At 40.5% G+C, this 17,666-nt stretch carries 20 protein-coding genes; 11 read left to right on the top strand and 9 right to left on the bottom strand.

Annotated elements, in window-relative coordinates:
* Positions 1 to 2 precede the first annotated feature (2 nt).
* From KJK34_RS06995 to KJK34_RS06985, 3 genes are read right to left on the bottom strand one after another with little or no spacing between them, the layout of a single operon-like run.
* The gene (locus KJK34_RS06995) at positions 3 to 350 is read right to left on the bottom strand and encodes an Hpt domain-containing protein (RefSeq protein WP_223053140.1); all 348 of its coding nucleotides are present in this window, start codon (positions 348 to 350) and stop codon (positions 3 to 5) included.
* Entirely contained in the window at positions 350 to 961 is a 612-nt protein-coding gene (locus KJK34_RS06990) for a fumarylacetoacetate hydrolase family protein (RefSeq protein WP_223053139.1), read from the bottom strand. Before KJK34_RS06990 ends, KJK34_RS06995 begins: the two co-directional genes overlap by 1 nt.
* Positions 962 to 973: 12 nt before the next feature.
* Complete coding sequence (locus KJK34_RS06985) at positions 974 to 1,759, bottom strand: 3'-5' exonuclease (RefSeq protein WP_223053138.1); 786 nt, start codon at positions 1,757 to 1,759, stop codon at positions 974 to 976.
* Positions 1,760 to 1,901: 142 nt separating this feature from the next.
* Between KJK34_RS06985 and KJK34_RS06980 the strand changes: the two genes are divergently transcribed.
* The gene (locus tag KJK34_RS06980; RefSeq protein ID WP_223053137.1) at positions 1,902 to 3,401 is read left to right on the top strand and encodes a T9SS type A sorting domain-containing protein; all 1,500 of its coding nucleotides are present in this window, start codon (positions 1,902 to 1,904) and stop codon (positions 3,399 to 3,401) included.
* 5 nt (positions 3,402 to 3,406) lie between these two features.
* Here KJK34_RS06980 and ddpX read toward each other — a convergent pair whose 3' ends face one another.
* Both ddpX and KJK34_RS06970 read right to left on the bottom strand, forming a co-directional pair.
* The gene (gene ddpX, locus KJK34_RS06975; RefSeq protein WP_223053136.1) at positions 3,407 to 4,087 is read right to left on the bottom strand and encodes a D-alanyl-D-alanine dipeptidase; all 681 of its coding nucleotides are present in this window, start codon (positions 4,085 to 4,087) and stop codon (positions 3,407 to 3,409) included.
* Positions 4,088 to 4,102: 15 nt separating this feature from the next.
* Entirely contained in the window at positions 4,103 to 4,402 is a 300-nt protein-coding gene (locus tag KJK34_RS06970; RefSeq protein ID WP_223053135.1) for a hypothetical protein, read from the bottom strand.
* Positions 4,403 to 4,621: 219 nt separating this feature from the next.
* Here KJK34_RS06970 and KJK34_RS06965 point away from each other — a divergent pair, with 219 nt between their 5' ends.
* The 5 genes from KJK34_RS06965 (at position 4,622) to KJK34_RS06945 (ending at position 7,902) form a co-directional block, all read left to right on the top strand.
* Positions 4,622 to 4,918 carry a hypothetical protein gene (locus KJK34_RS06965; protein WP_223053134.1) on the top strand — a complete coding sequence of 99 codons (297 nt, stop codon included), beginning with the start codon at positions 4,622 to 4,624 and terminating at the stop codon, positions 4,916 to 4,918.
* Positions 4,919 to 5,134: 216 nt separating this feature from the next.
* Positions 5,135 to 5,419, top strand: a complete 285-nt coding sequence (locus tag KJK34_RS06960) for a DUF493 family protein (protein ID WP_223053133.1) — start codon at positions 5,135 to 5,137, stop codon at positions 5,417 to 5,419.
* 11 nt (positions 5,420 to 5,430) lie between these two features.
* Positions 5,431 to 6,135: a DUF4290 domain-containing protein gene (locus tag KJK34_RS06955; RefSeq protein ID WP_223053132.1), complete on the top strand. Its 705-nt coding sequence runs from the start codon at positions 5,431 to 5,433 to the stop codon at positions 6,133 to 6,135.
* Positions 6,136 to 6,169: 34 nt separating this feature from the next.
* On the top strand, positions 6,170 to 7,480 hold the full coding sequence (murA, locus tag KJK34_RS06950) for a UDP-N-acetylglucosamine 1-carboxyvinyltransferase (protein ID WP_223053131.1): 1,311 nt from the start codon (positions 6,170 to 6,172) through the stop codon (positions 7,478 to 7,480).
* Positions 7,481 to 7,491: 11 nt separating this feature from the next.
* Positions 7,492 to 7,902: a hypothetical protein gene (locus KJK34_RS06945; protein WP_223053130.1), complete on the top strand. Its 411-nt coding sequence runs from the start codon at positions 7,492 to 7,494 to the stop codon at positions 7,900 to 7,902.
* 132 nt (positions 7,903 to 8,034) lie between these two features.
* On the opposite strand, the gene KJK34_RS06940 is transcribed toward KJK34_RS06945, so the two are convergent.
* Both KJK34_RS06940 and KJK34_RS06935 read right to left on the bottom strand, forming a co-directional pair.
* A complete protein-coding gene (locus KJK34_RS06940) occupies positions 8,035 to 10,515 on the bottom strand; it encodes a DUF5686 and carboxypeptidase regulatory-like domain-containing protein (protein WP_223053129.1) in 2,481 nt (826 codons plus the stop codon).
* A 59-nt stretch (positions 10,516 to 10,574) separates the two neighbouring features.
* On the bottom strand, positions 10,575 to 13,037 hold the full coding sequence (locus KJK34_RS06935) for a DUF5686 and carboxypeptidase regulatory-like domain-containing protein (RefSeq protein WP_223053128.1): 2,463 nt from the start codon (positions 13,035 to 13,037) through the stop codon (positions 10,575 to 10,577).
* 166 nt (positions 13,038 to 13,203) lie between these two features.
* On the opposite strand from KJK34_RS06935, the gene KJK34_RS06930 reads away from it, so the two are divergent.
* The 3 genes from KJK34_RS06930 to KJK34_RS06920 are packed head-to-tail and all read left to right on the top strand — an operon-like array spanning position 13,204 to position 14,644.
* Positions 13,204 to 13,470 (top strand): hypothetical protein, encoded by a 267-nt coding sequence (locus KJK34_RS06930; RefSeq protein ID WP_223053127.1) that lies wholly within the window; start codon positions 13,204 to 13,206, stop codon positions 13,468 to 13,470.
* A gap of 57 nt (positions 13,471 to 13,527) precedes the next feature.
* Positions 13,528 to 14,193 carry an EcsC family protein gene (locus KJK34_RS06925; protein WP_223053126.1) on the top strand — a complete coding sequence of 222 codons (666 nt, stop codon included), beginning with the start codon at positions 13,528 to 13,530 and terminating at the stop codon, positions 14,191 to 14,193.
* Positions 14,183 to 14,644, top strand: coding sequence for an NUDIX hydrolase (locus KJK34_RS06920; RefSeq protein ID WP_223053125.1), 462 nt, complete (start codon positions 14,183 to 14,185; stop codon positions 14,642 to 14,644). The genes KJK34_RS06925 and KJK34_RS06920 overlap by 11 nt, the downstream gene beginning before the upstream one ends.
* A 34-nt stretch (positions 14,645 to 14,678) precedes the next feature.
* On the opposite strand, the gene KJK34_RS06915 is transcribed toward KJK34_RS06920, so the two are convergent.
* A complete protein-coding gene (locus KJK34_RS06915; RefSeq protein ID WP_223053124.1) occupies positions 14,679 to 14,960 on the bottom strand; it encodes a hypothetical protein in 282 nt (93 codons plus the stop codon).
* A 165-nt stretch (positions 14,961 to 15,125) separates the two neighbouring features.
* On the opposite strand from KJK34_RS06915, the gene KJK34_RS06910 reads away from it, so the two are divergent.
* Together KJK34_RS06910 and KJK34_RS06905 are read left to right on the top strand one after the other, a co-directional pair.
* On the top strand, positions 15,126 to 15,755 hold the full coding sequence (locus KJK34_RS06910; protein WP_223053123.1) for a hypothetical protein: 630 nt from the start codon (positions 15,126 to 15,128) through the stop codon (positions 15,753 to 15,755).
* A 149-nt stretch (positions 15,756 to 15,904) separates the two neighbouring features.
* Entirely contained in the window at positions 15,905 to 16,138 is a 234-nt protein-coding gene (locus KJK34_RS06905; protein WP_223053122.1) for a hypothetical protein, read from the top strand.
* A gap of 54 nt (positions 16,139 to 16,192) precedes the next feature.
* Here KJK34_RS06905 and hisS read toward each other — a convergent pair whose 3' ends face one another.
* Positions 16,193 to 17,563, bottom strand: a complete 1,371-nt coding sequence (gene hisS / locus KJK34_RS06900; RefSeq protein WP_223053121.1) for a histidine--tRNA ligase — start codon at positions 17,561 to 17,563, stop codon at positions 16,193 to 16,195.
* Between the last annotated feature and the right edge of the window lie 103 nt (positions 17,564 to 17,666).

Here is a 17,666-nt window from a genome sequence, read left to right as displayed (position 1 = left end):
TTTTATTTGAGGTCGTAATCTTTTTTAAGCTCTTTAAGTGTAAGCTTTATATACTTCCTGAGGTTTTTAACTACATCTTTTATCTCCCTTTTTTTACCTTCGGCTTTTGTCCATGCCTCTATGGCAATAACATCCCGGTAAGCTATATCCATACCCAGCAGGTCGAGCGTGGGCTTTATCTTATGCGCAGCCTGATATACGCGCTGGTAGTCTTTTTCTTTAAGGCCCTCTTTAATATTCACTATTTCTGCAGGCACTTCTTCAGTAAAAAGCACAACAATCTGCCTGGCAAAGTCTACATCATTGTCAGAGATAGCATATACTTTAGATAGATTATAATTTAGTGCCATTACTTTACCTGTATCCTGAACATTTTTTTTCCTTCAAGGTAGCCTTCCAGCACATCATCAGTATTAACCTTTGCTACGCCTTTTGGGGTCCCTGTAAAAATTATATCGCCTGTACGCAGTGTAAAGTACTGCGAAATGTAGGCAATAAGCTCATCAATTTTCCAGAGCATTTGTGCAGTATTGCCCTGCTGCACCACAGTACCGTTACTGGTAAGTTCAAAGTTAATATTATCAAGCGATGTAAATTCTGATTTATCAACAAAATCTCCTATAACAGCCGAACCGTCAAAAGCTTTTGCCTTTTCCCATGGCAGCCCTTTGGCCTTAAGCTCTGATTGTAGGTCGCGCGCTGTGAAGTCTATACCCAGTCCTATTTCATCGTAATATTTGTGTGCGAACTTTGCATCAATATACTTACCAACTTTCTTTACTTTTACCAGAACCTCAACCTCATGGTGCACATCATTGCTGAATTCCGGTATTACAAACGGAAACTGCTTTTGTACTACTGCTGTATCCGGCTTCATAAAAATAACGGGGGCATCGGGCCTTTCGTTCTGCAGTTCACTGATATGGTCGGCGTAGTTCCTGCCTATACAGATAATTTTCATTATCGCTGATATTTACTTAATAGTGAAGTTACTGTTTAGCTTACGCAATTTTATAGCTGTAAGCACTTTTTTAGTATATAACGGAAAATCAGCATTCTGGAACCAGCCATAATAGCCCGGCTCCTGCTCCAGCACATCCTCTACCTTTACGCCTTTAAATTTGCCGAATGTAAATACTTCTGCACCACAGGCATCGTCTATCACAATAAAGCCTGCAAAATCTACGGCTCTTTTACGGGTGGTAAATTCAGAAAGCAGTTTCATGTCATTTTCAAGGTCTTCATACCTGTCGAGCTGGGCTTTCAATATTTCATATGTGGCGTTGGTGTCAGCCTCGGCGCTGTGTGCATTTTCCAGTATCTGCCCGCAATAAAATTTATAAGCTGCACTAAGGGTACGTTCTTCTTTTTTATGGAAGATGGTCTGCACATCTACACTCACCCGGTTTTTCATGTCAAAATCGAGTCCGGCACGCAGCATTTCTTCAGCCAAAAGCGGTATATCAAACCTGTCTGAATTATACCCGGCAAGGTCTGAATCTTTTATCATGTTATAGATTTGGTGCGAGAGTTGCTTAAACGTTGGCTCATTAGCCACCTTTTCATCGGTTATACCATGAAAAGAAGTGGTATGCGGGGGTATTGGCCTTTCAGGGTTTACAAGCCATGTGCGGCTCTCCTTATTTCCGTTAGGGTAAATCTTTAATATTGATATTTCAACTATCCTGTCTTTGCAGATATCCGTACCCGTAGTTTCGAGGTCGAAAAAGCAAATAGGGCGATGTAATTTAAGTTCCATAATAATTTGTCTTATCACAAAGATAGCCTTAGAAATTTGTAAATAAAAATAGGGTGCTTAAAAAAGAGTAAAAGATATTTTGCTGACAATCTGAAAAAAAGAATATATTTATGAAAAAAACTAAACTTAAAAGCCATGCCTTATGAAAAAAATTTTCACTCTTATTTTAATAATAATTTCTACATCTAATATAAAAAGCCAAACCGAATATACCAATACAAACTTTGGAGATAACGGGTATATGTGTTTCCCTTATGTTCACGCGGTAGGCGATATGATGTTAATAGACAATTCATATTATGGACTTACCAGTTATTCCAGTCATTCCTTATTCAAATTTGACCAAAACGGACAAATAGATACATCTTTTGGCCAAGATGGTTACAGATACACCGGGCTTTTTGCTCTCGGTGGTACGGCAGACGACTTTACCAATGCCTTTATAAGACTGACTCCGGATAATAAATTAATCACGATAGCCGACCCTACCAATGATCCTGAAGGTGCTTTTATGGCAATGTTTGATATAAATGGTAATGTAGAGACCACATTTGGCACAGATGGGCTTGTTTACACTATTTTTGATGAGGTACTTGATCTTCATACAGTTGAACTAATAAATAACGAGATAATATTGATTGGCAACGGAAATAACAGTGAAGATTACAGCCCTTACATAAAGATATTTAAATATACAATGCAGGGAGAACTTATTACAACCTTAGGTGACAATGGAATAATTACCATACCTATGGAGCAGGGTTATGAAATTAAGCATATTGAGTATGACAATAGTAATAATGCCATGTATGTGTTGATATGGTATAATCAATTTACTGATTCTAAAATTCTAAAATATAATACTGTGACTGGCGAACAGGATATGGATTTTGGCAGTGCAGGTGAACTTCTTTTACCTGAGCAGCATAGAATTTATACTTTCTTGGCAACTGAAGATGGAGAAATATTTACAGCAAGTACATTTTCAGCTAATGGAACAGAGAATAATAATTTATCTGTTACTAAATATAATAATCAACAATTACCTGATTTATCCTTTGGCAATGATGGCACTTTTGTATCAGATATGGGCATGCAAACTACCGTTAAAGAAGTGTTCGATATTCAGTTTTCAGGAAACTCATTGCTTTTATCAGGCAATCTGTATCCCGGTAGCGAGCAGATATTTTTAACCAAGACATCTATTGACGGATTTATAGACAGTAATTTCGGAAATAATGGGTCTATTGCCTATACGCATCCTGACTCCTACAATACTACTTTCACATATAAGACAATTGAACACAATAATACACTTACAATTGCTACCGCCTCTCACCAATGTCCAAACCAAGGCTATCAGGGTGGCGCTATTGTACAAATGAGTGCAACAATCCTTTCGGAACAACAACATGATACAGGTGTTTTTTCTATGTACCCTAACCCTGTTAAAGACATACTTAATTTTAGTACCAGCAATGCAATAACAAAAGTTGAACTTTATGATGTTTCAGGAAAAATGCTGCTTGCAGAAAAAAATCCTTCATCGGGTTTAAACCTCTCCGGCTTCACTGCTGGGCTGTATATCATTAAAACATATACCAAGTATGGAGTGGATACTTATAAGATAATTAAAGAATAGTATCATCAGTCACAATCCCATATAAACTCTGCCGTTATATATTCTTTTTTCAGGTAATCAAAATGCCACCATTCATGCGGATACGGGCTAAAGCCTGCTTCGGTCATTATCTTTTTCAGCAGCCTCCTGTTTCTCTTTGCCTGTTTAGAAATAGCAGAGGCATTGTAATGCGACCTTTCGGTAAATTCATCAAAGCCGCTGCCCATATCCAGCAGGTTACCTTCGGCATCAGCCAGCGATATATCAACGGCAGCACCACGGTTATGGTTAGAGCCTTTGCCGGGTTTAGCTACGTAGCGCGGGTCGTTTACTATTTCAAACATCTTAAACTGCAACGGGTATGGCCGGTAACAATCGTATATCACCAGCTGAAGTCCCTTTTTTTTAGCAATATCAAGCGCTTTTAATAATGCATCGTGCACCTCAGGACGCAACCAGCACTCGGCACACGGGTACAGCTTTTGATGCATAAAGTTAGCTGTATCGGCATAGGCCATACGGTTTATAATTGCCTCCTGCTTAAAATCAAGTTGCTTAAACTCCAAAAGGTCTTTATCCGGATGGTGTGTTTGTTGTGCATCTACCTGAAGCCCGATTAATACAATAGCCGGGAATAAAATATATTTTAATATATCCATACCACTAAAATACAAAAAGCAGGTACAATTATGTACCTGCCCTTCCATTAAATGTTTTTATTCCTAATGCAAAAACTTTTCTATGATACTGTATTCGTTACTTAATTCCACATAGTAACATCCGCCGGGAATTTCAACATCAAGGCTGTCAATTTCAGGCTTGCTGTAACCAAGCTGCTCTAACTCGCGCCTTGTGTGCAGTAATACAGGCTCATCACCAACATAGTAAAGATTTTCGTCTGATTTATTTATTTCAGAAATCTTGCCCGAAATGCCGTAGTCCATGGCATTATACATAAGCTCCTTTTCAAGCTCTTCTTCAGAGAGCGTATTAAGCCACTGCTTAAAGTCTTTAAGTTTCATTTGCAAATAGTTATTAGTTATTTAAGGTATTGGCTTGGGGAGCCTTTTATCTGACGGTAAAGATAAATATTATAATATTATGTTAACACAACTGCGTTAAATTTTTTTTATATCAACCATTAATTCAAAAAAATATAACATTTACAGGCATTACTTTTGCATGACACATTCAAATAAACAGGTTTTAGTGGCGTTATAGTATTAATTTGTGCAAAAAAAATGAGCAGGCTCGATTATAAACATACCGCATTTCATATCCTGATAGCCATCTACTTTATATGGTTTGCCGTTACCGGCACATTAATCGGGATGGCTCTTATAAACCTTTATGATACCGGCAACACCGATCTTAACCCTGCCTTTACAGCCATGCTGCTTTTAAACCTTGTAATGGGTACGGTACTTTTTGCTGTAATACGGCTTTTCAGGAACCGCACGCTGCTGGGCAAGGTGGTAAAATACAGCTATATTTTTATGGCAGGTACCTGCCTGACCACTATGCTGATGATACGGTAACAAAAAACCGTTGCAGTGGTAGCCACAACGGTTTTAATAACCAAAATTTATAACCTTAAAACCTACTAAACGTTACATTAGTAAGATGCAACAGTACTAAAAAGGTTGCGTGTACCGCTGAAAAAATGTTTTTTATGCAAAAATGGCGCTCTGTGCCAAATTTTAAGGAAGTTACATCTGTATGGCGTATATTTGCCTTACTATACCCAAACGATAATGGATAAAAAGAGCGAGGAATTTTACGAAAGGCTGAAGCAGGAACTGATAGACTCAACCCTTTGGCCTTCTGAATATTTATTTAAATTTATTGTCCCTACCGACCAAAGCAGGATACTGCAGGTAGAAGATGCTTTTAACGGCATGGGTGCTGTTATAGAAACCACTCAGTCTAAAAAAGGTACTTACACCAGCGTTTCTGTTAATGTGCGTATGCAAAGTGCACAGGCGGTAATAGACAAATACATAGAGCTTTCTTCTGTTGAAGGCATAATTTCACTTTAAAAACAACAATAATGCATCATAACCCTGAAGAAGCGGTAAATCACCTGGAATACAACAGCGAAAGGACGCACCTTATAATACCCGAATATGGCAGGCACCTGCAAAAGCTGATAGACCAGGCAGCAGCCATAGAAGACCGTGAGGAGCGTAACAAAGCAGCAAAATATATAATATCTGTGATGGGTAACCTTAACCCACACCTACGCGATGTGCCTGATTTTCAACATAAACTGTGGGACCAGATCTTTATCATGTCAGATTTCAGGCTTGATGTAGATTCGCCCTACCCAAAACCTTCCCGCGAGATGCTGGAGCAAAAGCCGGACAGGCTTAAGTACCCCCAAAATTTCCCGAAATACCGCTTTTACGGCAATAACATAACCGGGATGATAGAGGTTGCCAACCAGTGGGAAGACGGCGAACTGAAAAATGCACTTATAATGGTTATTGCCAACCATATGAAAAAATCGTACCTGAGCTGGAACAAAGATACCGTAAAGGACGAGGTTATATTTGAGCACCTGCTTGAACTATCTGGCGGAAAGATAAACCTGCTTAAAACAGATGAAGAGCTTTCTACCTCATCAGACCTTATGAAGGTGAACAAAAAAGTAAGCAATAAGGCGCAGTATAATACCGGCAGCGGGGGCAAGCAAAAAATGCACAGGAGCAGCGCCGGGGGCAAAAACAACCAGAACAAGAACCGTAAATCATAAAATACATCTATAAAATCACATTTCTGTAAACGGCATGGGAACATTTAAAATTGAAGGAGGAGCAAAACTTAGCGGTGAGATTACCCCACAGGGAGCCAAAAACGAAGCATTACAGGTATTATGCACTGTTTTGCTTACACCCGAAAAGGTAACCATTACCAACATTCCTGATATAATAGACGTTAATAAACTAATAACGCTACTGCAAAACCTGGGGGTTAAAACAGAAAAAATTGCACACGGCGCCTATACATTCCAGGCAGATGAAGTAAACCTTGCCTACCTTGAATCGGAAGCTTTTAAGAATGAAGGCAAGGCGCTGCGCGGCTCTATAATGATTGTTGGCCCGCTTTTGGCGCGTTTCGGCAAAGGCTATATACCGAAACCGGGTGGCGACAAAATTGGCCGCCGCAGGCTTGACACCCATTTTGAAGGTTTCATAAACCTGGGGGCTAAATTCCGCTACAATAAAGAAGATTATTTTTATGGCGTAGAGGCCGACAGGCTTAAAGGCGCTTATATGCTGCTTGATGAAGCATCTGTTACCGGAACTGCCAATATTGTAATGGCAGCCGTTCTTGCCGAAGGCAAAACCACCATTTATAATGCCGCATGCGAACCTTACCTGCAACAGCTTTGCAAAATGCTGAACAGCATGGGGGCAAAAATTACCGGTATAGGATCTAACCTTTTAGAAATTGAAGGTGTAGATAAACTGAGCGGTTGTGAGCACAGGATATTACCCGATATGATTGAAATAGGGAGCTGGATAGGGCTTGCTGCCATGACACAGAGTGAAATTACCATAAAAAATGTAAGCTGGGAGAATTTAGGCATTATTCCTAACACATTCCGTAAGCTTGGTATAACCATAGAGAGGCGTGGTGATGATATTTATATACCTGCCCACACCGAGGGCTATGAAATACAGAATTACATAGACGGCTCTATACTTACTATTGCAGATGCCCCTTGGCCAGGCTTCACGCCCGACCTGCTGAGCATTGTTCTGGTAGTAGCGACACAGGCACGCGGCAGTGTGCTTATCCACCAGAAAATGTTTGAAAGCCGACTGTTCTTTACCGACAGGCTTATAGATATGGGCGCTAAAATTATTTTGTGCGACCCGCACAGGGCCACAGTAATAGGGCACGACTTTAAATCGCAGCTTAAAGGAATCCACATGTCATCGCCTGATATACGTGCAGGGGTGTCACTTTTAATTGCCGCGCTTTCGGCTAAGGGCACAAGCATTATCCAGAACGGTGAGCAGATAGACCGTGGTTATGAAAGGATTGACGAAAGGCTTAAAGCACTTGGCGCAAAGATTGAGAGAATCGATTAAAATATCTTGATATGGAGGAGTATCGTATAAAAGGAATTCCCGTAAGCGAAGAAGCTTATAACGACTACAGGCGCAAGCGTAAAAAAAGGCGCAACATTATACTGCTTGTTGTTGTTTTTAAAGTTGTAATTGCAATTGCTGCCATCCTGTTCTTTTATTTTACTGCCAAAAATGTAATAAAAGATACTGATGTAATAGTGGAAGCGCATGAGGCTATTTATGATAATGAAGAGGTTCTTACAGCTACAGGTGGAATAGTAAAAGTGAATATTATGAACTCCACAATTGACATTGACGCTTTTAGTGGCGATGCCGAATTTGACATTGAGGTGGTTGGCGAAGAAAAGAATATTAATGTACACCTTCATCTTTTCCAAACACGTGATGGCTGGGAAGCTGATGAAATCTCCATAGAAGAATAAATAATAAAGGCAGGCACAAAAAGTTTCATTTCGAGCGAGACATAAGTCGGGAAATCTCAAAGAATTTTTAGATTTCTCTACAAGGTCGAAATAGAAATATATTTTGTGCCGGCCTTATTTTTATGTGCTTTCCTAATCTACTATATCAAGGAACTTTAGCCCGAACATTACCCCGTCTGTACTAAAACCTCCCTGATAGGCACGTACATAATCTACACGCAGCATCCTAAACTTACCGAAGCCAATGTTATCAAAACCGGCGGTAAATTCCTGGTAAGGTTTAAAATCAGGTGTGCTTATCTGGTGGTAGCCCACCACAAGATTCCATTGTAGCTTGTTCAGCAGCGGTATCTTATTCATTATATAGCCGTTAAAGTTATGCTCGGCATGCAGCTCAAAATAACTGTCGTTGGTACTGTGGCTGTAATATGGCAGCAGGTTGAACGATGAGAGGTTCTGCTGGCCGTTATACACATGCGTCTGGTTGCCGTTAAAGTGCTTGTAGTCTATAAAGGCAATTTCATCAGCATTAAAAAACTTACCCACCCCCGCGTTAATACCAAATTCACCTTTATTACCAAGTGTCCTGCTGTAAGCAGTGCGTGCCGCTACAAAGTCATATTCATAATTACTTTCGCTTGCAGCGAATCCTTTCTCATATTGCAGGGTTATTGCAGGGTACTTACCACTCCTTACCGGTACTTTACCGTCGGGCCTGGTTATGTATTTTTCACCAAAGCGGATAGTAGCGAACACATTTGCTTTCATCAGGTCGTGCTTTTCAAAGAACAGCCCGTCATCATCAGCATCCAGAGGATTATTAGACGTATAAGGCTCATCATCTTTAACAAGTACATAATCTGTATTGTTGGTAAGCGCCCTGCGGCGGGTATATTCTAAACTTGCACCTGCAAAAAGCCCTGTAAAGATATTTTGCTGGTACTGCGCCTTTGCAAAAGTGTTATCATACAGCTTCATGTAATTGTCTTTAAAGAACAATGTACTTACTGTATTTACCAACTCTGATATGGGCTCTCTCTGGTTGAACTGCTGTGCCTCGCTGCCTCCCCAAACAAACACTGTGGCGTTATTGATACGGTTAAAACGGTGCGTAAACCTGCCTATTACACGAAGCCTGTCTTCTGCTATACCGTAATTAAAATAGGAACCCACATAAGTAGATTTACCGCTTTCTTCGTCATATTTACTGAATGTAAGGCTGGTATTAAAATTCCATCCCTGCACTGTATTAAAGCCGATGTTAGACAAACCTAAAAGCCCGTCATAGCTGTAGTTGGTGTTTTTTTGTGAATTCCTGTATGTATATCCGGTAAGTATATCGGTTACTTTAAATTTATTATACTTTCTGTCGATAGAGTCAAGGTAAGCCGGAGACTTTTCTACAGCCTGTATGCTGTCTTTCTTAACATAATCGGTTACCTCTTCCTGGGTAAGCGGAACAGGCCTCATAGCATTCCAGTACAATGAATCTTTCTTGTTGGAATCTTTTTCTATATACACAATCTCTTTCCCAAAAGTCCCTTTTTCGAACTTGTCTTTGAAATCGTAATTGGTATAAATATGGGTAAATGTACCGGTTATAGTTATACCGAAAAGCCCCGCCTTAAAATCAAATATCTGCGAGTTTTTAGCCCACAGCCTGTTGTTAGAATTGTAGCTGAAGTTCTGCTTAAGGTTAAGGGTTTCCAGAATGGGCTGCTGCATGCGATAGCCTTTAATATCTACATCTATAGCAGATATGGCCCAACTGTTCTCAACTATATAAATGTAGCCCTCAAAAACAGGCTCTTTATCTCTCTTTGGAGTTATCTTTATTTTGTTTATCTGGGTTTCGTTCTCATCAAAAAAGCTGCCCTCAAAAGTAAACTTATAGTAATTAAAGGCATTATCTGCCAACGGCGACACCATATTCACATTGAACGGGACATAGTTAGCATAAAAATTATAGAATGTACCTAATGCGGTATTATAGCTGAAACCATTATCGTTACCGCTTATTTTAGAGGCCACTACCCTTTCTTTTAAATTATTGGGCTGTTCAAAAGTAATTTCGGAAACAGTTTCTGAAAGGTAAATGATACCGCTGCCTGTACTGTCTAGCACCGCTTCGGCTTCTTCCTGAACTTTTATACCCATAATTTTATCAGGCACATCTTTAACTCGTATAATACCTTTAGAATAAAAGTCGGCTGTAAACTTCCCTGTCTTAGAAAAGTTTTCTTTCTTGTTTGCTATTGCTTTCCGCATTATGGCAACCGCAGGGTTCTCTTTATTAGATACTACAACTTCGCTAAGCTGGTAGCTTTCATCTTTAAGTACTACGTTAAGAGTGTGTGGCAGCGATTGCGCATTAACAACCGCACGATGCGTTTTATAACCAATAGACTGGAATAACAGCGTATAGGTGCCGGGCTTTTTTACATTAAGTTCATATTCGCCGTTCTCGTTGGCATTAGTACCTGTATAGGTGTCAGCCACGGTTATACTGACAAAAGGTACAGGCTCACCGTTAGTATCGGTAATTTTACCCTTTATCTGGGCAAAGCTTACCGTAAATAAAAGCAGGAACAGTAAGGTAAACGTTTTTTGCATTGTGATTGATTTATCGGGTTACTTAAGTAAAGACGATTTTCTTTGCAGAAAGGTTGCATCTAAAATGTTTGCTTTATGCCAAGCATGATGCCATCGGTAACAAAACCGCCTTCGTAAGCGCGTACATAATCAATTTTAAAAAACCTGAATTTACCAAAGCCGAAATTATCAAAACCCGCCGAAAACTCATGGTAGGGTTTCCTGTCCGGCAGTGCAAGCCCGTTGTAGCCCAGCACAAGGTTATATTGCAGCAGGTCGAGCAGTGGTATCTTGTTCATTATATATCCTTTAAAGTTGTGCTCTATATGGGTTTCTATAAAAGAGTCATTGGTACTGTGGGTATAGTATGGCAGCAGGCTGAAAGCATTCAGGCTATGGTTACCTTCATTAATATGGGTTAAGTTACCATTAAAATGCTTATAATCTGTAAAAGCTATATCATCTGCATTAAAAAATTTACCCGCTTTAATGCTCATGCCAAGATCACCCTTGTTAGCCAGTGCAAATGTATAAACAGCCCTTGCGCTTATATAATCATACTCATATTCTTCAACATTAGATGCAAAAGCTTTTTCATACATAAAATACAGCCCCGGTTCGTCGGTCTCTGTTGCTGCAACCCAAGCTGAAGGGTTTTGGTAATAATAACTTTTACCGAAGCGTATGCCCCCGCCCAGGCTGGCCTTATAAATTGTATGCTTTAGAAAAGGCGCAGACTGTTCATCTAAAGGTGCAAGCGGATTGTTTGATGTATAATCGTCATCATTTTTTATAAGCACATAATCTGTGTTGTTATACAATGGCCTGCGGCGCAGGTATTCTGCACGGGCTGTCAGTTTCAGTTTTTTAAATATGGTTTTGCTGTAATGTACATCCGCAAACGTTTTGTCATACACCTTCATAAAGTTATTCTTGAACAGCAGCGAACTGAAAGTGTTTATTACAGGCGAAATCGGTTCTGAAGCATTAAACTGCGCTGCTTTATTTCCTCCTGAAAAATAGAATGTCTGCTTACCTATCCTTAAAGGTGCTTCTCCCCATACCCTGAAACGGTCTTCGGCAATACCATAATTAAAATAGGCTGCAAACCTCCGCGTATATGTCTTTTCTTTGTTTGTAAAGCTCAAAGCCATAGCCGTACTAAAGTTCCAGCCCTGTACTGTGTTGTACCCCGGCAAATCTATAACGCCGTCATAACTGTAGTAAATGCCTTTTTCTTTATTGCGGTAGGTATAGCCGGTTAGCACATCCAATACTTTGAACCTGTTTACATTGGTTACAACAACCGAAGGGGCCCCGGCTTTTTTTTGCGCTGCTATACTGTCTTTTTTGGCGTAGTCTTCTTTCTCTTCTACCGTTAACGGTACCGGCCTGTTTACAGCCCAGTACACTGAATCTTTTTTATTTGAATCTTCTTCAAATTTTAGCCTGCTCTTAAAAGTGTCCTCTTCAAAAGAATCATGGAATACATAATTGTTGTAAACATGGGTGTACCTGCCATTTACCCCCATACCCAGCATACCCGCACTAATATCGAATGTTTGCAGGGTAAGCGCCCATATTTGGGTATCTTTGTTATAACTGAAATTCTGCTTTAATGTCAGCGTTTCAAGCACGGGCTGCCGCAGGCGATACCCTTTCAGGGTTAAGTCGGCGGCCTGTATTGCCCAGCTGTCATCAGCTATATAAATATAGCCGTCAAATACAGGCTCTTTATCGCGGCGCGGTATTACCTTAATCTTGTTGATATTGTTGCCATATTCATCAGTAAAGCTGCCCTCATACTTAAAGCGGTAATAATTCATGGCTATTTTACTTAACGGGGATATCATTTCTATATCGAAATCAAAATCCATGAAATCGTCATAAAAATTATATTGGGCTTCACTGGCACTGTTAAAGCTGAATTCACTGTTGCTTCCGCTCTTTTTGGTGGCGATTATGTTTTCCCTCAGCTTATCAGGATAATCTACATATATGTGGGATACTGTTTCTGATAAAGAGATCACACCGCTCCCTGTAGAGTCCAGCGTTGCTTCATCGGGCATTTCAACCCTTACACCTGCAATTCGTTTTGGGATATTTTTAGCCATGAAGATACCTTTAGAATAAAAGTCAGCTTCATACTTCCCCGCTTTCCTGGCGTTTTCTTTCCGGTGGGCTATCGCCTGCCGCATTATTTCGTAGGCCGGGTCTTCGCCCTGTGCAATAACCACTTCGTTAAGCTGGTAGGCTTCTTCCTGTAATTCGGCATTAAGCGTAAATGGTAAGGATGTAATGGTAACAGCTACATTTTTAGGCTTAAATCCTATAGACTGAAATTTAACAGTGTACTGCCCCGCTTTGTTTACAGGCAAAACATACTCCCCTTCGGTATTAGATGAGGTGCTGATGTAAGTATCTTCTATACTCACATTTACATAGGGTACAGGTATGCCACCTGTTGTAGTTATCCTGCCTTTCAGTTGAGCATAAGTAATTGAAGTGCAAAGCAGTACTATTGCAAGTATAAATTTGTGCATGTTTTAGTCGGTTATGTTTGGTTAATTATGGTAACGCTGCTACTTGTTTTTTCTTACATACATACTCTCATCTAAGTATGATTTTGCTAAAAATAGCACTTTTTCAATTAAGTTATTCATAACATCTGCTGCTTTTGTTTTGCTGTATCTTTGCAAAAAGCAGCAAATGAAAAAGCTAAAGGAAGAAGTTATACGCAAAGATTCGTCAATCAGGAAGGTGCAGTATGATAAAGAATGGTTTTATTCTATTACCGATATGCAGGATTACCTTAAAGAAGACCTTACCGGCATAGAAACGGTTACGCTTGAGGTACGCACGGAGTTCGGCACACAAAAGCTGCGCTGTGCCACGCTTGAAGATGTAGAACGCATACTGCGCAAAGAGCTTTTTGAAGATACTCAGGATAATATATCTAAAAAGACAAAACGCTGAAACAAAGGCACAAGGCACTTATAAATTACATGGAACGCTATTTGCAGTACCCATAGCATGGATTTAAGCAAAATCATAGCCAAAGTGCGCCCTGATTATAAAGAAGTGCGTAAAAATGTAAACATGCTGCGGCTGTCGCACCCCGGCATGCCGACTGAAGATATTGCAAAACTTTATATAAAAAAGATTCGCAATAAATACACTTCTGTTGGCGCCGTGAGCGCATTGCCGGGTATTGTGCCCGGGCTGGGAACCATTGCACAGGCAGCAGTAGAAGCAGGTACCTTTTCTGCCGATATGCTTATTATGCTGAAGTGGATGGGCTCTGTATGCTATGGTACAGCACTTATATATGGCAGGGATATAGAACATAACTTCGACGTAGAGTTTGCTTCTGTACTGGGGGTATGGTCGGGGGTGCTTACTCCTAAAGCTGCCATTGCCAACAATAATTCCTCTTTGGCAGTGCAACACTTTAATTCACATTTTAATGACCGTATCCGTAACCGCGTCAACCAGAAAATCGGTAAAAAACTAATTGCCAAATATGGGGCTAAAAAAGGCGGTACCGCAATGGGCAGGTTTATCCCTTTTGGTATAGGCGCTGTTGTAGGTGGGGGCTTCAACTACTTTACCATGAAAAATTTTGGTGATATTGCTACGGAATATTTCAGGAGTTTCGGAAGTACAACTTATACAGAAACACAAACTAATGAAAGTTAGTGCCGGCATACTACTGTACCGCGAGGGTGAAACTGCAACAGAGTTTTTACTCGTGCACCCCGGCGGGCCCTTCTTTGCCAAAAAGCATGAGGGCTGGTGGACTATACCAAAAGGCGAACCCGAAGAAGGTGAAGCGCTACAGGATTGTGCACTGCGCGAATTTGAGGAAGAAACCGGTTACAGGCCCCGGCCTCCGTTCAAGGAGCTGCAACCCATTATACAGAGAGGCGGCAAAAAAGTGTATTGCTGGGCTGCAAATGGAGATTTTGACTGCAACACTCTTAAATGCAATACATTTGAAATAGAATGGCCGCCAAAGTCGGGTTTAAAGAAAACCTTTCCCGAAGTAGATAAGGCAGGCTGGTTCACCTACAATGAAGCTGTAAAGCTTATAAACGAACGGCAGGTTGGATTTCTGGATGAAGCAATACTTCTCATAAAACAGCAATAAAAAACCCTGCATAATGCAGGGCTCAATGCTTTAGTTACAGAATGCCGTCCGGCTCTGCATAATCACTTATAGAGTGATCTTCCTTATCATGGCCTTCTACCTTTACAATTTTGTTGTAAACGCCTAGAAGCAGGAAAGGCGCTGCCCACTGCCCTACAAATAGTGCCGACTTATCTTTACCAAATATTTTTAATGTAGCAGATACTGCCATAGAGCCAAGCGCAGCCCATAAAAAAGTGTCTGATGGCAATTTAGATGTCTGGCTTTCTATGGCTTTTGCCACTTTACCTTCTGAGTGATCGTTTTTAAGTGTCATAATTTTGTTTTTTGAATTAATAATTAACCTCTTATCAGTAACAGTAAAATTAGCTATACTGATAATAAACATGTTATAGGGTAATGTTAATTAGTGGTAAGGTTACGTTAAACCAACTCATAGCTGCCAATTTTGTATCTTTACATAAATGCTTAATTATCTTTTATGAAAACAATTTTTACAGTCCTGCCCCTGCTTTTGGTAATGATGGTGTCGTGCAGGCCGGCAGCAGCCGACGAAGTTCCCGATACGTTTGATGCAGGTGCCGAAAACGGCCTTGCGGTAGGTACTATTACTTTTGAAGGCGATGCTCCGCGAAATGATATTTATCGCTTTTTTTATGAACCCATCGAAGGCGACAGCAAATTCATTAAGAAGAACGATGGTAAAATCGAGATACGCACACGTGTAAAAAGCGACCGTGCCTATAACGGCGATTTTAATAACAGCAAAACATACCTGTTCGTTATTAACAGGCCGCCCGGCAAATATGCATTTACTCAATACAATTACCTTGACCATATCGGTTATACAGGCATGGTAAACAACAGCAAAAAGTTTGCTATACCTTTTGAAATTAAGAAGGGCGAAATAACCTATATAGGAGAGCTTTCCTATGCCGAAAGTGCAGCACCCGGCTCGCCACGCATATTTATATGGAACAGGTTTAACAGGGATGTAGCCGAATTAAAGAAGAAATTCAGCGGTATTAACTGGAGCCTGGCTACCGATAAAACAGTAACATCCGGTGACAGCGGCGGGGGCATAATCGACTTTTCAGAAGCAAAAAATTGAATTGAGGATATTTCAACTATTAGTCAGAATAATTCTGTTATTTTCTAACAAAAGTTCCAACATGTGTTAAATTAGCAAACTTTAACAGTTTTAACAATATTTTATTCATCCAACTTATATACTTTTATACTAACTAAACTTATATGCTTATGGAAAAAATTACTTACGACGGAATGCGTAATTTCATTCTTGAAAATGAGCTTACCGACAGTGTAGCTATCACACTTCATCCGGACAATTTTGACGAACTGGTTATGGATTATCTTGATCACAACGGCAACCAGATTGAACGTCCTTTCGAAATTTTGGGTATTGAGATACTACAGGACAACTCCGGTAGTGTGCAAAAAAGCAAGATCAATATCCTGGATGCTGTTAAGTAAGCTATCCTAAAAACACAATTAAATTAAAATCCCGCCATTGGCGGGATTCTTTTTTTAACCTAAACGCTGTATCAAATCTTCCAGCGGCAGGGTTTCCTGAGTACCTGTTATAAGATTTTTAAGGGTAAACATATTTTTATCTATTTCTTCCTGGCCGGTAAGCACAGCAAAGGTAATACCGCGTTTATCGGCGTGCTGAAACTGCTTGCTCACTTTTGCCTTGTCAGGGTACAGTTCTACCTTGTGGCCCAGGCTCCGCAATTTCTTTATAGCCTTCATACTGTAAAACGCTTCTTCATCGCCAAAGTTTATAAACAATGCTTTTGTGCCTTCGGTAACCGTATCGGGGAAAAGCCCCATTTCTTCCAGCACCAGGTAAATACGGTCTAATCCAAACGAGATACCTACACCACTCATGTTCTTCAGCCCGAATATACCGGTAAGGTCGTCATAACGGCCGCCACCGCCAATAGAGCCCATTGCTACTTCTTTTGGTGCGGTAACTTCAAAAATAGCCCCCGTGTAATAATTAAGCCCGCGTGCAAGCGTAACATCAAGGTCGAGTATAGATTGGTTCAGGCCAAGCTCAAGCACTTTTTCGCAGATAAAGCGCAACTCCTCTACTCCCTTCATACCTTCATCAGATGATGCTAAGAGTTGGGATAATTGTTCCAGTTTCTCGTTAACACTGCCTGTAAAGCTGAACAACGGTTGCACCTTTTCTATAGCTTCGGCAGCTATGCCTTTTTCCAGCATTTCTTTCTTTACACCCTCTTCGCCTACCTTGTCAAGCTTATCCAGCGCTACGGTAAAATCGATAAGTTTATCTTTTGCGCCTATTACTTCGGCAATGCCTGATAATACCTTGCGGTTATTAATTTTGATGGTAACGCCTTTAAGCCCGAGGTCAGAGAATACACTGTCATAAAGCTGTACAAGCTCTGCCTCCTGCCATAAAGAGGTGCTGCCTACTACATCTGCATCGCACTGGTAAAACTCCCTGAAACGGCCTTTCTGCGGGCGGTCTGCTCTCCATACCGGCTGTATCTGGTAACGGCGGAACGGGAACTCAATCTCATTCTGGTGCTGTACTACATAGCGCGCAAAAGGCACGGTAAGGTCATAGCGCAGTGCCTTCTCGGATATCTGTGATGTCAGCTTGTTGCTGTCTTTTGAAGTAAGATATTCTTCATTGGCTTTGGCCAGATAATCACCACTGTTTAAAATCTTAAAAATAAGCCTGTCGCCTTCTTCGCCATACTTACCCATCAGGGTATCATAATTTTCAAAAGAAGGTGTTTCAATGGGCTGGAAACCAAAAGCCTCGAAATGATGCTTCATCACCGAAATAATGTATTGCCTTTTTGCTACTTCTGCAGGTGAAAAATCGCGTGTGCCTTTTGGTATTCCCGGTTTTTGTGCCATTGTTTAAATTATTGAGGTTATTTACTGCAAATATACGCACTCGGGCGTTAGCCGTAAAAGCTTTGGCATACTGATTATGCAACTTTACCTGCAAATGCTGAAA

It is taken from the genome of Flavobacterium coralii, assembly GCF_019891545.1.
Classification (GTDB): domain Bacteria; phylum Bacteroidota; class Bacteroidia; order Flavobacteriales; family Flavobacteriaceae; genus Flavobacterium; species Flavobacterium coralii.
Note: the sequence above shows the minus strand (reverse complement) of the source record. Positions and strands in the feature narration are given on the sequence as shown.

Bases quoted from the DNA above. Each gene is read 5' to 3' on its own strand.
- KJK34_RS06935 (WP_223053128.1), bottom strand. From the start codon at position 13,037: ATGCACAAATTTATACTTGCAATAGTACTGCTTTGCACTTCAATTACT.
- KJK34_RS06995 (WP_223053140.1), bottom strand. From the start codon at position 350: ATGGCACTAAATTATAATCTATCTAAAGTATATGCTATCTCTGACAAT.
- KJK34_RS06945 (WP_223053130.1), top strand. From the start codon at position 7,492: ATGGAGGAGTATCGTATAAAAGGAATTCCCGTAAGCGAAGAAGCTTAT.
- hisS (WP_223053121.1), bottom strand. From the start codon at position 17,563: ATGGCACAAAAACCGGGAATACCAAAAGGCACACGCGATTTTTCACCT.
- murA (WP_223053131.1), top strand. From the start codon at position 6,170: ATGGGAACATTTAAAATTGAAGGAGGAGCAAAACTTAGCGGTGAGATT.
- KJK34_RS06980 (WP_223053137.1), top strand. From the start codon at position 1,902: ATGAAAAAAATTTTCACTCTTATTTTAATAATAATTTCTACATCTAAT.
- KJK34_RS06910 (WP_223053123.1), top strand. From the start codon at position 15,126: ATGAAAACAATTTTTACAGTCCTGCCCCTGCTTTTGGTAATGATGGTG.
- KJK34_RS06960 (WP_223053133.1), top strand. From the start codon at position 5,135: ATGGATAAAAAGAGCGAGGAATTTTACGAAAGGCTGAAGCAGGAACTG.
- KJK34_RS06990 (WP_223053139.1), bottom strand. From the start codon at position 961: ATGAAAATTATCTGTATAGGCAGGAACTACGCCGACCATATCAGTGAA.
- KJK34_RS06940 (WP_223053129.1), bottom strand. From the start codon at position 10,515: ATGCAAAAAACGTTTACCTTACTGTTCCTGCTTTTATTTACGGTAAGC.
- KJK34_RS06930 (WP_223053127.1), top strand. From the start codon at position 13,204: ATGAAAAAGCTAAAGGAAGAAGTTATACGCAAAGATTCGTCAATCAGG.
- KJK34_RS06985 (WP_223053138.1), bottom strand. From the start codon at position 1,759: ATGGAACTTAAATTACATCGCCCTATTTGCTTTTTCGACCTCGAAACT.
- KJK34_RS06905 (WP_223053122.1), top strand. From the start codon at position 15,905: ATGGAAAAAATTACTTACGACGGAATGCGTAATTTCATTCTTGAAAAT.
- KJK34_RS06970 (WP_223053135.1), bottom strand. From the start codon at position 4,402: ATGAAACTTAAAGACTTTAAGCAGTGGCTTAATACGCTCTCTGAAGAA.
- KJK34_RS06955 (WP_223053132.1), top strand. From the start codon at position 5,431: ATGCATCATAACCCTGAAGAAGCGGTAAATCACCTGGAATACAACAGC.
- KJK34_RS06915 (WP_223053124.1), bottom strand. From the start codon at position 14,960: ATGACACTTAAAAACGATCACTCAGAAGGTAAAGTGGCAAAAGCCATA.
- KJK34_RS06965 (WP_223053134.1), top strand. From the start codon at position 4,622: ATGAGCAGGCTCGATTATAAACATACCGCATTTCATATCCTGATAGCC.
- KJK34_RS06925 (WP_223053126.1), top strand. From the start codon at position 13,528: ATGGATTTAAGCAAAATCATAGCCAAAGTGCGCCCTGATTATAAAGAA.
- KJK34_RS06920 (WP_223053125.1), top strand. From the start codon at position 14,183: ATGAAAGTTAGTGCCGGCATACTACTGTACCGCGAGGGTGAAACTGCA.
- ddpX (WP_223053136.1), bottom strand. From the start codon at position 4,087: ATGGAAGGGCAGGTACATAATTGTACCTGCTTTTTGTATTTTAGTGGT.